Origin of the sequence: Pedobacter jeongneungensis (genome assembly GCF_000633455.1) — a bacterium.
GTDB lineage: Bacteria > Bacteroidota > Bacteroidia > Sphingobacteriales > Sphingobacteriaceae > Pedobacter > Pedobacter jeongneungensis_A.
On record NZ_AYMG01000003.1, the window covers coordinates 1 to 13,091 of the forward strand.

Here is a 13,091-nt window from a genome sequence, read left to right on the forward strand (position 1 = left end):
GGTTTTGAAGACAGTACCTATCCGCTTTATCCCGATGAAAAATCGGGATGTCCGCTGCTATCAGGTTTAGATGGCCCGGGCTGTATTACTATTGAAGGTTGCAGGGTGCAGAATGATTAGGCCGCCAAGAACTACAAACTTAATTCCCTAAACACGGTAGTAACGGAAATCCTTTTTATTGCCTATAGTCACCATTAAACTATACTTATTGCCGGTAACGCTAAATTGCAATAGAAAGATTGGAGTGTATAACGGGGCTACAGTAACCCATGGAGACAGGAATGTTCGTTTCCAAAACAAAAACATCCCTAAATAAACTACGTTTTAGCAGGAAAAGATTTAGAAAATTTTTCTGTCTATTAGATTTCTCCACTGCGGTCGAAATGACGATACTAAAATTACGTATTAAATTCCTTCCTTAAGATTTTAAGCGCATCATAAATGGTATTGTAGGCCGTTTTTATAGTCTGATTGCTCTGCTCGGCAATCTGCTCATAACTTAAACCTTCGAAAAATTTTAAGTGAATCAGTTGTTTCTGACGGAAAGTGAGTTTTTCAAGTGCATTTTTAAGCTGGTGTTTTACGAGTTCATCGCTTTGCACCTTTACAATAAATTCCTCGTAACTCATCTCCATCCAATCGCCATCGGCGCCAGCATTAAAAAGGGCATCGTTAATTTTGCGTTTTCGTTCGAGAATTCTTAGTAATTTCCTCTTAAGGAAAGTGCGCAGGTAAGCTTCAACATTATCAACACGGGTTAAACTTTCATGTTTTTCCCAAATGGTGGTAAAAACCAGGTCGGTGGCTTCGCTGGCCGTATCGGCATCGGCACAAACCCTGATCCCGAAATTAACCAATGGATAATAAAGTGCTGCATAGAGATCAAAAAACGCATCTTTATCGCCAGTCCGTAATCGTTCCCATAATAAGTGATGCGCTAATTTATTATCCATTAAGTTGTTAGTTGTTATCGCAATATTAACTAAAAACAATAAGATTATTACCTACCGATTTTGATGCAGACAAATTTCTCTGCCTATTTGCATAAAAATTTTTAATCCTGTAACATTTTTTCAAAATGACATACTTATCCAGCAAAAATTAGATTTTGAAAAAGACAGACTTAGAAATAGAATTCGAAACAAAATTAAAAGATTATAAACTTTTGATTTATAAAGTTTGCCGCATGTATGCAAACAACCACGATGATATCCAGGATCTGTATCAGGACATTATCATCCAGCTTTGGAAATCGTACCCCAAATTTAGGGGCGAAGCTAAATTTAGCACCTGGCTGTACCGCATTGCAATTAATACTGTACTTACCAATTTCCGCAAACAGAAGCGCAACATCCAAACCAGCGATGTTGAGCTGCAAAACATTCAGATACCCTATGAGGAAGACATCGGGCTGAAGGAAGAACAGCATGAACAGCTATATGCCGCCATCCAGCAATTGAACGATGTAGAAAAATCGATCGTGATGCTGTACCTGGAAGATAAATCGTATGATGAAATGGAAGAAATTTTAGGCATCAGTAATGCCACACTCAGGGTAAAAATGAACCGTATAAAAGATAAATTAAGAACCTTTACCAACAACAACTAACATGGAACTAGATAATTTAAAAAATAGCTGGAACAGTGTTTCGGTTGATTTAAACCGAAATGAATTTGATATTGTAACAGCCACCAAGAAAGAAATGGAATCGCCGCTTAGCAATCTGAAAGCAATGTTGAAAAGACAATTGATTACATTGCCCCTGCTTATAGTTTTTTTAGCGGGAATGACTGCAACCGTACCTGATATGAAGAACCAGTTACTGGTTTGGATTGCATTTATCGTACTTCCATTAACTACCATTTATTATTATTTCAACCTTAAACTGATCAATAACCTGGAAAATAATGAAGGTGCTGTTAAAAACGATTTCCAGAGAAAGGTAAAACAGTTGATCTATAATAACAATCTCTACCTTAACCTTACGAGGGCAGCAATTTTGATATTGGTTGTAGTTACAGAGTTATTGATCCAAAACAACAATATGGGTTTAATATATGGAATAGAGATTATGAAATCGATCATATTGCCCCTGCGTTTATTGATTTACGCTGGTGTAATAGCCGTACATTATGTAGTGAGCAGGTATTCATTCAATCTGTATTTTGGCCAGTACTTAAAAAGATTGAAAGGTTTGTTGGCAGAAATGGAATAATTTTAAGTTTCGGTTCGTGGTGACACGAACCGAGGCGCGAGATTAGTTTAAACCTCGCAGGTTTTAAAAACCTGCGAGGTTTGTAAATAAAATTACTTTAAAGCAGTTTTACTAAAAATATGATATTCACCAGGCGTTAATGTTGCGCTATAAATACTTGTACTTAAATTAATGCTGGTACCAACGGCATCAACCCAGGCGCCAGCCGTTCCGAAATCGATATTGGTCGTTTGGCTCACCACATCAAAATTACCAACTACCACAACGGTATTGCCTCCTTCGCTTAACTTGATGTATTTAATTGCTCCCGCAAGGTCATAAGTTGAACTGGCTGAATTAAAAATGCTGTTGTTCTTTTTTAACCGGATAAATTTTGCATAAGCATCGTACAATGCCTTGCGGTTTGGATCGCTATAATAATCCCATTTAATGGGTTTTTCTCCGGTTCTTCCGTTAAAATCGATGTTGATATCGTATCCCAGCTCTCCAAACTGCCAAATCATTTTCGGCCCGGGGATACTGAACAAAAATGCTGCTGCAAGTTCTTCTCTTTTTAAGGAGGTGGCCAGGTTTCCTTTAATTACATAACTGCCTGAAGCATTTCCATAAGTGATATTTTTAAAGTTTAAACGTTCCTCATCGTGACTTTCGCCGTAAGTAACCAGACCATCAGATTTGGTGAAACCGTGATTGGCATAAAAGCCCCATTGAAAGTTAGAATTATCCAGCCAGCCCATTGTAGCCTCATTCATATTATAATTGAGGTTATTCCAAAGCATCATGCCGTCATCAGCCAATACCTTTTCTTCTGATTGTTCGGCAAAATGTTCTAAAATCACATAAAAATTATTGGCATCTACACTTTTGAGAAAAGCATTGTAATCTTTCCATATCGCGATACGGCTGGCATCGTATAACCTAAACTGCGCATCGTCAGTTGATTGCTTTTGCGTAAATCCTTTTGAAAGATCGAAACGGAAACCATCAATTTTATATTGCTGCATCCAAAATTTCATCACATCTTTCGAGAATTTTTTAGTAGTCGAACTTTCATGGTTAAAATCGTAACCCACATTAAAGGGATGTTTGGCATCAACATTAAACCAAGGACTTGAAGCGGTTGGTTTAGTACCATCAAAATACAATTGTACCATTGGCGATTGACCGAAAGAGTGATTTAATACCATATCCATAATTACGGCAATGCCGCGGCCATGGCATTCGTCGATGAAGTTTTGTAGTGCGGTTTTAGTACCGTAATATTTATCGGGGGCAAAATAAAACGAAGGATTGTAACCCCAGCTTAAATTTCCTTCAAATTCATTTACCGGCATTAATTCTATAGCATTGATACCCAAACCAGTTAAATAATCGAGTTTGGCCAAGGTTGACGCATAATTATGATCGGTGGTAAAATCGCGGACCAGCAATTCATAAATCACCAGGTTATTTTTATCGGGACGTGTAAAACTGCTATTCTTCCAGGTGTAAACGGGCTGATTGGCCTGCATCACACTCACAATTCCTGTGGTTTTACCTGTTGGGTAAGCTTTTAAGTTTGGGTAAGTAACAGCAGAGATATATTGATCATTATCCGGATCAAGCACTTTTTCGCAATACGGATCGGCTACTTTCAGGTCTCCATCTACATAAAACTGATAGGCATATTCTGTAGCTGGATTTAAATTATCGATCTGCACCCACCAATAATTTCCATCGGTCGTATTTTTCATCGGCGTTGCGCTGGTAGACCAATTGTTAAATTCGCCGATCAGTGCGACTGATTTTTTATTGGGCGCATACAGGGTTACAATGGCCGATGTTCCGTTATTGATAAATACCACACCATCTTTGGCTCCTGCGGGCAGATCAGCTTTTTGATCAGTTGGCGTAGGTTCTAAACCACCATCTGACGCTTTTTTACAGGCCGTACTACATGCTGTTACCAATAGCAAGAGGTAAACAATGGTTTTGATTTTTTTTGTTTCGTGCAGACACGAACCAAGGCGGTTAATTATTTTTTTCATTTGGTTAGAGATTATTATTGGTTTTACCACAGAGAACACCGAGTTATCACAGAGCGCACTGAAAATAAATATTTTATGTACCTCGGTCTGTGTCCCCACAGACCATGGAGTAGTGTTTTAGACTGATCTATTTTCTCCACCTCGGTCTGTGTCCTCACAGGCCGAAATTCTCGCTAGTGATCTGTGAGGACACAGACCACGGAATATGGGCAAAGACGACGGATAATTTTAGACCGATCTATTTTCTCCGCCTCGGTCTGTGTCCTCACAGGCCGAAATCCTCGCTAGTGGTCTGTGAGGACACAGACCACGGAGTATGGGCAAAGACGACGGATAATTTTAGACCGATCTATTTTCTTCTACTTCCAGTTTAGAAGTCAAAACTTCATCTGTTTTCTTTGGTTCACGGATAAATAAATAACAGATTACTGCCGCTAAAATCATCAATCCACCGCCCAATTGTACCGCTAAAAGTCTGTCGTTATTCAGTACGTTACGCATGAGCCAGCCAAAACCGAGTGAAGCGATAATTTCTGGCAATACAATAAAGAAGTTGAAGATACCCATGTAAATCCCGATTTTATCTTTGGGTAACGATCCGCTTAACATGGCATAAGGCATAGAAAGTATGCTGGCCCAGGCAATCCCCACGCCCGTCATACACAAATACAACATGTTTTTATCATGCACCCAGGCCACACTGATCAAACCGATTGCGCCACAGATTAAACACAATGCATGTGTGGTTTTACGTCCCAGTGTATCGGCAATTTTTGGCAAAACCAATGCGAAGAGAAAAGTAATTACGCTATAATAGGCAAGGGTTAAACTGCCAAAATCTGCTCCATGCGCATAAACCGGATCGGCAGCATCTTTACCGCCAAAAACATTAACTGCTACTGCCGTTGTATAATAAAACCACATTAAAAACAAACCTGGCCAGGTAAAAAACTGTACCAAAGAAACAATCTGCATTCTTTTAGGCATATTTCTTAAGGCATGAAAAATTTCGCGGGCACCTCCACCAAAACCTTTGTTGCTTTCTTTTACTTTTTCTTTAAAATCTACATCCTGTGGTGGATACTCTTTAGTGGTAAAAACCGTCCACAGTACCGCGGCGAAAAAGAAAAATGCACCGATATAAAAAGAGAATTTTACATTTTCAGGGATATTGCCCTTTTCTGCAGTATTGGTTAAATGGAAAACATTGTTCATGATCCATGGCAATGCCGAAGCAACACTCCCCCCTAAACCGATCATCATGCTTTGCATAATGAAACCACGGTTAACCTGGCTATCGGGCAATTTATCGGTAACAAAAGCGCGGAAAGGTTCCATGGCAATGTTTCCAAAAACATCCAGGATCCAAAGTAATCCGGCAGCCATCCACAAGGCACTGCTATGCGGCATAAAAATGAGCGCAATACTGCTCACAATGGCACCAATCATGAAATAAGGTCTTCTTCTACCCCATTTCGGATGCCAGGTGCGGTCGCTCAGGTAACCGATAACAGGCTGAACCAGCAATCCGGTTAAAGGTGCTGCCAAAAACAATAATGGAACCTGATCTGGATTGGCGCCCAGGTTTTCGTAAATACGCCCCATGTTGGCCCTTTGTAAATCCCAACCGAACTGGATCCCGAAAAACCCAACGCTCATATTAATGATCTGTGCGAGTGTTAATTTGGGGTTCTCGAATATTGTTTTTAAGCTCATTTTGTTTAGTTTAAGCGCTTAGCGCAGGGCGCATGGCGTTCTATTCGGTTAAATAAATTAATTTAAATACTATTCATCTGTTCACCTTTTTTTTTACCGCTAAACGCGTGGCGCCAGACGCATAGCACAAACTTTTAAAATTCTATCAGCTGAGCGCTAACCGGCGCCATGTTTACGGGTATGCTTGTTCCTGCGGGAATATTTAATTTTTTATCTGTTAGCAGATCTGTAACCGGCGATGAACTTTTAACTTTTAAAATCTGATCGGGAATTTCGATGTTAGCAGTTAAAGTTTCTGTCCGATCAAAATTGGCCACGACCAGTAAACGTTGCTTGCCAGAGTAACGGATAAAAGCATACATGCGCTTATTCATGTTCCCGGTAACAGGCACTTCATAGATTTCGCCATTAATTACAGCATCACTTGTTGAAGTTACTTTTAGCAATTGCTGATAATAAGCCCTTAAATTTTGTTGGGAAGTGCTTAATTTCCCTCCATCAAACAATCCGCCGTTCATCCATTTCTGGTGATCAGGCACACCCCAATAGTCAAAAATCGTGGTGCGGTTATCGTCGCCGCCAAAACCTTCCTGGCCTTTGCCAGGCTCACCAACTTCTTGTCCGAAATAAAGCATTACCGGACCAGCGCCCAGCGTTGCCGAAACAAGCATTGCAGGTAAAGCCAGTTCAGCTTTACCTGCAAATCCTGCCGATGCAATGCGTTCTTCATCGTGATTTTCTAAAAAGCGCAACATGTGTTTGCCAAAACCAGCACTTTCTACCTGCCACACGTGTTTAATCGCTGCTACATCTGCAGTTGGTTCATTTCTGATTAATTTTTTAAGTCCATCATATAAACCTACTTTATCGTACAGGTAATCAAATTTACCTTCGTCTAAATATTGTTTGTACACTTTTGGGTTGTACGCTTCTCCAAGGAAAATCAGATCGGGGTTCACTTTTTTAACCTGTGGAATTACCCAGTTCCAAAATGCAATGGGAACCATTTCGGCCATATCGCATCTGAAACCATCAACTCCTTTATGCGTCCAGTAAATTAAAATGTCACGCATTTTAATCCAAACCGGTGGAATGGGATCGAAATATTGTTTTTCGCCGTTCTGATAGTCTACGCCGTAATTTAACTTAATCGTTTCGTACCAATCGTCGTATTTAGGCTGGGCAGAAAACACATTGTTACCGGTAGCTTTTGCCGGATTCTCCTCAAACTTACTATCCTGAAGTGCCGAAAGTGGCGTTTTTTGTCCGTTGGCTGGAACCACTAAAGCCTGACCAGGAATATAGTAAAAATCGTTTTTCGGACTAAATGCTTTGGTTACCTCATCCTGAGCACCAAAATCAACTACGCCATCGGGTTTTGCATAAGAATGATAACTCCTGGCGACATGGTTGGGCACAAAATCGATCAAAACCTTTAAGTTTTTGGCATGTGTTCTTTTAACCAAGGCCTCAAACTCTTTCATCCTGTTTTTAACATCAACGGCTAAATCAGGATCCACATCGTAATAATCGCGGATGGCATAAGGCGAACCTGCCCTGCCTTTTACCACATCGGCATCATCAACCTTGATTCCATAAGCAGAATAATCGGTTAAGCTGGCATGGGCAATGGCACCGGTATACCAAACGTAATTGGCGTGAAGCGCTTTGATGCCATCGAGCGCCTTATCGGTGATATCGTTAAACTTACCCGAACCATTTTGTTCAATGGTACCGTAAGGGATATTGGTGGTATTTTTATTCCCGAACAAACGGGGCAGTAACTGATATATAACGATCTGTTTATCGTTCATTTTTGTACGTGTTTTTTGTGCAAAGGATGATAGAGAGAGTATTGTGAAGGTAAAAAAAAGTGCAGATAGCCATACTTTATTGCTTCCAAAAACGGATAAGCTTTGAGCAGAATAACATCCTCCACCAGATAAAGTTTTAGATTTTAACCCTCTACCCTCAACCTTTACACCCTTTACCTTTCTCATACCAACTCGCCGTTATTTACTTCAATTTCGGCATTCCCGGCCAATTTATACACATGGTTTCTAATCCCGATTTCTAAATCAACAGCTGCATTGTTTTTAATGCTGATGCCGTTTTCGGTAATATTGATTTTTAAGGTTGCTCCCCTGAAACCAATGGTAAAGGAGAACGATTTCCATTTTTCAGGCAAGAAAGGATTAAACTGCAGTTTACCATCACGAACACGCATACCCGCAAAACCTTCTACCACACTCATCCAGGTTCCGGCCATCGAGGTGATGTGCAAACCATCTTCGGTATCGTTATTATAGTCGTCGAGATCTAAACGGGCGGTGCGTAAATAAAATTCGTAAGCACGGGCTTCATCGTTTAATTTGGCGGCCAAAATACTGTGTACGCAGGGCGATAATGAACTTTCGTGTACGGTACGTGGCTCATAAAAATCGAAGTTGCGTTTCAGGGTAGCCAGGTCGTAATCTTCTTCAAAGAAATACAGTCCCTGCAAAACATCGGCCTGTTTAATAAAACACGAACGTAAAATCCTGTCCCAGCTCCATTTTTGGTTAATCGGTCTTTCGCTGGCAGGCAAATCCTTAACTAAAGTTTGTTCTTTATCTAAATAACCATCCTGTTGTAAGAAAATGCCTAGTTTTTCATCCTGCGGATAATACATCTTTTCGATAATATCAGCCCAATCAGCAAATTCCTTTTGATCGAAATTTAAACTTTTTAACAAGCTGTTATATTTTTCCGGCTGTTGTATTTCTACAATTTTAGCTGCTTCAGTGGCATATCTCATGCACCATGTAGCCAAAATATTGGTGTACCAGTTATTATTGACGTTGTTTTCGTACTCATTTGGTCCGGTTACGCCAAGCATTACATATTGCTGTTTATCGTTGCTCCAGTTTACACGTTGTTTCCAGAAACGGGCAATACCGATCAATACTTCTAAACCGAAATCCGAAAGGTAACTTTCATCGCCGGTATAACGGATGTAATTAAAAATGGCAAAGGCGATAGCACCATTACGGTGGATTTCTTCGAAAGTAATTTCCCACTCATTATGGCATTCTTCACCGTTCATCGTTACCATTGGATAAAGCGCTGCACCATCTTTAAAACCTAACTTTGCTGCATTTTCGATGGCTTTGCCCAATTGTTTATGACGGTAAACCAGCAGGTTTTTGCTTACTTCCTGTGGCGCTGTGGCCAGGTAAAAAGGCACACAATAAGCTTCAGTATCCCAATAGGTAGAACCTCCGTATTTTTCACCGGTAAAACCCTTCGGACCGATATTTAAGCGATCATCTTTACCGGTATAAGTCTGGAAAAGCTGGAAAATATTAAAACGGATCGCCTGTTGGGCAGAAACATCACCTTCAATAATGATATCGCTTTCTTCCCATTTGGTTGCCCAGGCTTCGGTTTGCTCTTTTAATAAAGTATCGAAACCTTTGGCAGATGCTTTGGCAATTACAGATTTGGTTTCTTTTAAAAGTGATTCTTTTGGATAATTTTCTGAAGATAAATTAGCCGCGATTTTAACCAGAGTGATTTCGTCGTTTGCTTTCACGTCCACCGAAAAAGTTTGTCCGACGAATTTCTCTTTGAGGACATCTGAAGGATTGATACTTAATTTTTCTTCACCTTTATACAGTTCGATGTTACTTCCGGTGCAAACCTCAAATTCAGTTTTCTTTGTTCTTAGTTTAATGTAAGCTTCTGTTCCTGAAATTTCATCAGCAACCATATCCCAGAATTTTTCATCATAGTTACTATCCTGATTTTTAACATCGCCATCAATAAAAGGTGTTAACGTTAATTTACCCTCGAAATTTAAAGGGGTAATGCTGTAACGGATGGCACCCACTTCATCGTCGGCTATACTGCAAAAACGTGTCGATTTAACTTTTAGGGTTTTACCACTTTTTAATTTTGCAGTAAAAGTACGTTCTAAATATCCGGCATGCATGTTCAGCACACGTTTAAAATCGCTCACTTCTGCAGTCGCCAGATCCAGAATTTCATCATCGATTTTTACTTCAATGCCTACCCAGTTTGCTGCATTTAACACTTTTGCAAAATATTCAGGATAACCATTTTTCCACCATCCCACACGGGTTTTATCAGGATAATAAACACCTGCAACATAATTGCCCGGCAGGGTTTCTCCGGTATAATTTTCTTCAAAATTGGCACGTTGCCCCATGCGACCATTGCCCAGGCTGAAAATACTTTCCGAAATTTTATTTAAATGTGGATCAAAGCCTTCTTCGATAATATTCCACTCATCTGCTTTAATGTAGTTTTTCATAATTAGTATTGAGTAGTGAGATTTGAGATGATGACCCCTAAACCTTACACCTTAAACCTATAAATTCTCTAAATCTTTAACTGTTAATTTATCTAATCCGCTTACTACCACATCTGCCTGGGTGAGTACGCTTTTTTCGCCGATACCTATGGCTTTCATTCCACCTCTTTTTGCTGCTTCTACACCTGCTACGGCATCTTCAAAAACCACACATTCATCGGGTTTAAAACCTAAAAGTTCGGCTCCTTTTAAAAATACCTCGGGATCGGGTTTCGATTTGGTTACCATATTCCCATCTACAATTTCATCGAAGAAATGGGCCAAATTTGTTTTTTCTAAAATAATACCTGAGTTTTTGCTTGCAGAGCCTAATGCCAGTTTATAGCCTGCTTTGTGTATTTCGGTTAAAAAATCAACTGTTCCGGGTAAAACTTCAGCAGGTGTCATTTTGGTAATCATATCTACATACCAGCTGTTTTTTAAAGTAGCCAGTTCTTCTTTCTCAGCATCTGTTTTCTCTACGCTGCCCCAGGCCAGAATTTTATTCAAACTTTCTACGCGGCTAACGCCTTTTAACTGCTCGTTCTGCTCTTCAGTAAAATCGAAACCCATGGTATTGGCCAAACGTTTCCAGGCTTTATAGTGGTAAACCGCAGTATCTACCAGGACACCATCGAGGTCGAAAAGACAGGCCTTTATTGAGGCTGAAGGTGTAAGGTTTAAGGCTGAAGGTTCTGAGTGGGTGTTATCTTGCATTGTGTTATTTTAGTATCGGGTAATTAGTATTGGGTATCAAGACGAAAGTATTAAGTATCGAGATGTAAGCCCTATACCTTCAACCTTTTACCTTTCACCTACCTTAATTCCAGTACCAACGTTGTTTTAGCAGGTACTTTAATATTTTTGAATTCGATGTTTTCACCGGTAATTACGTTTTTAGCGGAAGTAATTCCTGTTGTTCTTTCGGCGAAGCGATCGGTATTTAATGTTTTATCTTTCTCTGTATTGTTTACAATAACCATTATGGAGCCTTTTGGTTCGGCATTGTAACGGAAATAAACATAAATATCATCCTGTGGCACAAACTGCATCAATTTACCTGTTTGCAATGCCGGACTGTTTTTGCGGAAATTAGCCAGTGTTTTCACAAAATTGAAAGCCTCATTTTCTTTATTTGTACGGCCATCGGCAATGAATTTATCTTTTTTGTCGCCTTCCCATCCCCCTGGAAAATCAGAACGGATTAGGCCATCCGGATTGGAAAAGTTTTTCATCAGGATTTCTGTTCCGTAATACATCTGCGGAATGCCCCGCATGGTTAACAAGATACTCATTCCCATTTTGTATTTATCAAAATCTTCGCCCACCATCGAATAAAAACGGCTCATATCGTGGTTATCCAGAAAAATACAGTTGGTGTTCGGGTTTTTGTAAAGAAAATCGTGCGCAAGGGTTGCATACAAACGGTTAATGCCATCTACCCAGCCATTTTTACCATTGATGCCTTCGTAAATGGCATCTTTTAAAGTAGCATCGGTAATGCCCTGAAGATGGGTATCGAATCCACGGTTAACGGTATTGCCACCCGTAAAGAAAGCCTGGTTGGCCACCGCGGTCACCAATGTTTCACCAAATACGGATAAGTGTGGAAATTCTGCCTGTACTTTTAAAGCCCAATCTGCCATGTAAACCGGATCGTTATAACCGTAGGTATCCAGGCGTAAACCATCAATACCTGCATATTCAATCCACCAGATGTGGTTTTGAGTCAGGTAGTTTTGCACATAAGGATTACGCTGATTTAAATCGGGCATTGAAGGCACAAACCATCCATCCAGCATCTGTTTGCGGTCGGCAGCAGAAGCATGGATATCCATCACCGTTTGATCGCGGTAACTCGTTTGTGTATATTTTGGCCATTGGTTTAACCAGCTTTTCATTGGTAAATCTTTATAAAACCAATGTTGGGTACCAATGTGGTTGTGTACAATATCTTTAATTACTTTTAATCCTTTGGCATGCGCAACCTCTACATATTTTTTGTAAAGTGCGTTAGTACCATAACGTGGATCTATTTTGTAGTGATCGGTTACCGCATAACCATGGTAAGAAGCATGTGGCATGTCATTTTCTACCTCCGGTGTCATCCAAACGGTCGTAATTCCTAAATCTTTCAGGTAATCGAGGTGATTGATTACGCCCTGGATATCGCCACCATGGCGGTAGTACATGCTGTCGCGGTTTAATGCGGTTTCGGTTAAACCCTGCACCACATCGTTGCTTTTATCGCCGTTCGAAAAGCGATCTGGCATCAGCAGGTATATAAAATCTTTGTTGGTTACACCCTGAATCCTCCCTGCGCTTTTATCGCGGTTTTTTAATTCGTAGGTGTAAGTAAATATCTTTTTTCCGTTAACGGCAAAGTTAATCGGGAATTTTCCGGCTTTAGCCACCGGAGCAATTGTTAAATCGAGAAATAAATAATTCTGGTTTTCAACTTTGTTAACCTTTACGAGTTTTACCCCCGGATAAGTTAAGGAAACCGAGCTTGAAGCAATGTTTTCGCCATGAACCAGCAATTGCAACTTAGGATTGTGCATGCCTGTAAACCAGAACATCGGTTCTACCCGTTCCAGCTTCTGGGCAAATAGATTATTTGTTAGCAAAACAACCAGTAAGGTAAAAATTGTTGTTGCCTTTTTAAAAAAGGAAGTATTAGTATGATTATGAATTGGAAGCGGATAATTTGGATGGGTATGAGATCTGTTCATGCTAAAACTTTAAAAATTTAAAAAAAGCCCCGCAGTAGGTAACTGC

The 13,091-nt window shown here is 40.0% G+C and carries 9 protein-coding genes; 2 read left to right on the forward strand and 7 right to left on the reverse strand.

What is annotated here, in order from left to right:
• Nucleotides 1-398: 398 nt before the first annotated feature.
• Nucleotides 399-953, reverse strand: coding sequence for an RNA polymerase sigma factor (locus U859_RS0103010; protein ID WP_025141960.1), 555 nt, complete (start codon nucleotides 951-953; stop codon nucleotides 399-401).
• 155 nt (nucleotides 954-1,108) lie between these two features.
• Here U859_RS0103010 and U859_RS0103015 point away from each other — a divergent pair, with 155 nt between their 5' ends.
• Nucleotides 1,109-1,609 (forward strand): RNA polymerase sigma factor, encoded by a 501-nt coding sequence (locus U859_RS0103015; protein WP_025141961.1) that lies wholly within the window; start codon nucleotides 1,109-1,111, stop codon nucleotides 1,607-1,609.
• A 1-nt stretch (nucleotide 1,610) separates the two neighbouring features.
• Nucleotides 1,611-2,216 carry a hypothetical protein gene (locus U859_RS0103020; RefSeq protein WP_025141962.1) on the forward strand — a complete coding sequence of 202 codons (606 nt, stop codon included), beginning with the start codon at nucleotides 1,611-1,613 and terminating at the stop codon, nucleotides 2,214-2,216.
• 92 nt (nucleotides 2,217-2,308) lie between these two features.
• On the opposite strand, the gene U859_RS0103025 is transcribed toward U859_RS0103020, so the two are convergent.
• From U859_RS0103025 to U859_RS0103050, 6 genes are all read right to left on the reverse strand, one after another.
• Nucleotides 2,309-4,243, reverse strand: a complete 1,935-nt coding sequence (locus U859_RS0103025; protein ID WP_025141963.1) for an alpha-amylase family glycosyl hydrolase — start codon at nucleotides 4,241-4,243, stop codon at nucleotides 2,309-2,311.
• A 339-nt stretch (nucleotides 4,244-4,582) separates the two neighbouring features.
• Nucleotides 4,583-5,959 carry an MFS transporter gene (locus U859_RS0103030; protein ID WP_025141964.1) on the reverse strand — a complete coding sequence of 459 codons (1,377 nt, stop codon included), beginning with the start codon at nucleotides 5,957-5,959 and terminating at the stop codon, nucleotides 4,583-4,585.
• Between the two features lie 134 nt (nucleotides 5,960-6,093).
• A complete protein-coding gene (locus tag U859_RS0103035) occupies nucleotides 6,094-7,959 on the reverse strand; it encodes an alpha-amylase family protein (protein ID WP_025141965.1) in 1,866 nt (621 codons plus the stop codon).
• Entirely contained in the window at nucleotides 7,956-10,274 is a 2,319-nt protein-coding gene (locus tag U859_RS0103040; protein ID WP_025141966.1) for a glycoside hydrolase family 65 protein, read from the reverse strand. Before U859_RS0103040 ends, U859_RS0103035 begins: the two co-directional genes overlap by 4 nt.
• Nucleotides 10,275-10,331: 57 nt before the next feature.
• Nucleotides 10,332-11,030, reverse strand: coding sequence for a beta-phosphoglucomutase (gene pgmB, locus U859_RS0103045; protein ID WP_025141967.1), 699 nt, complete (start codon nucleotides 11,028-11,030; stop codon nucleotides 10,332-10,334).
• A 98-nt stretch (nucleotides 11,031-11,128) separates the two neighbouring features.
• Nucleotides 11,129-13,045 carry a glycoside hydrolase family 13 protein gene (locus U859_RS0103050; RefSeq protein ID WP_025141968.1) on the reverse strand — a complete coding sequence of 639 codons (1,917 nt, stop codon included), beginning with the start codon at nucleotides 13,043-13,045 and terminating at the stop codon, nucleotides 11,129-11,131.
• Nucleotides 13,046-13,091 lie beyond the last annotated feature (46 nt).

Bases quoted from the DNA above. Each gene is read 5' to 3' on its own strand.
- pgmB (WP_025141967.1), bottom strand. From the start codon at position 11,030: ATGCAAGATAACACCCACTCAGAACCTTCAGCCTTAAACCTTACACCT.
- U859_RS0103040 (WP_025141966.1), bottom strand. From the start codon at position 10,274: ATGAAAAACTACATTAAAGCAGATGAGTGGAATATTATCGAAGAAGGC.
- U859_RS0103030 (WP_025141964.1), bottom strand. From the start codon at position 5,959: ATGAGCTTAAAAACAATATTCGAGAACCCCAAATTAACACTCGCACAG.
- U859_RS0103010 (WP_025141960.1), bottom strand. From the start codon at position 953: ATGGATAATAAATTAGCGCATCACTTATTATGGGAACGATTACGGACT.
- U859_RS0103050 (WP_025141968.1), bottom strand. From the start codon at position 13,045: ATGAACAGATCTCATACCCATCCAAATTATCCGCTTCCAATTCATAAT.
- U859_RS0103035 (WP_025141965.1), bottom strand. From the start codon at position 7,959: ATGAGAAAGGTAAAGGGTGTAAAGGTTGAGGGTAGAGGGTTAAAATCT.
- U859_RS0103025 (WP_025141963.1), bottom strand. From the start codon at position 4,243: ATGAAAAAAATAATTAACCGCCTTGGTTCGTGTCTGCACGAAACAAAA.
- U859_RS0103020 (WP_025141962.1), top strand. From the start codon at position 1,611: ATGGAACTAGATAATTTAAAAAATAGCTGGAACAGTGTTTCGGTTGAT.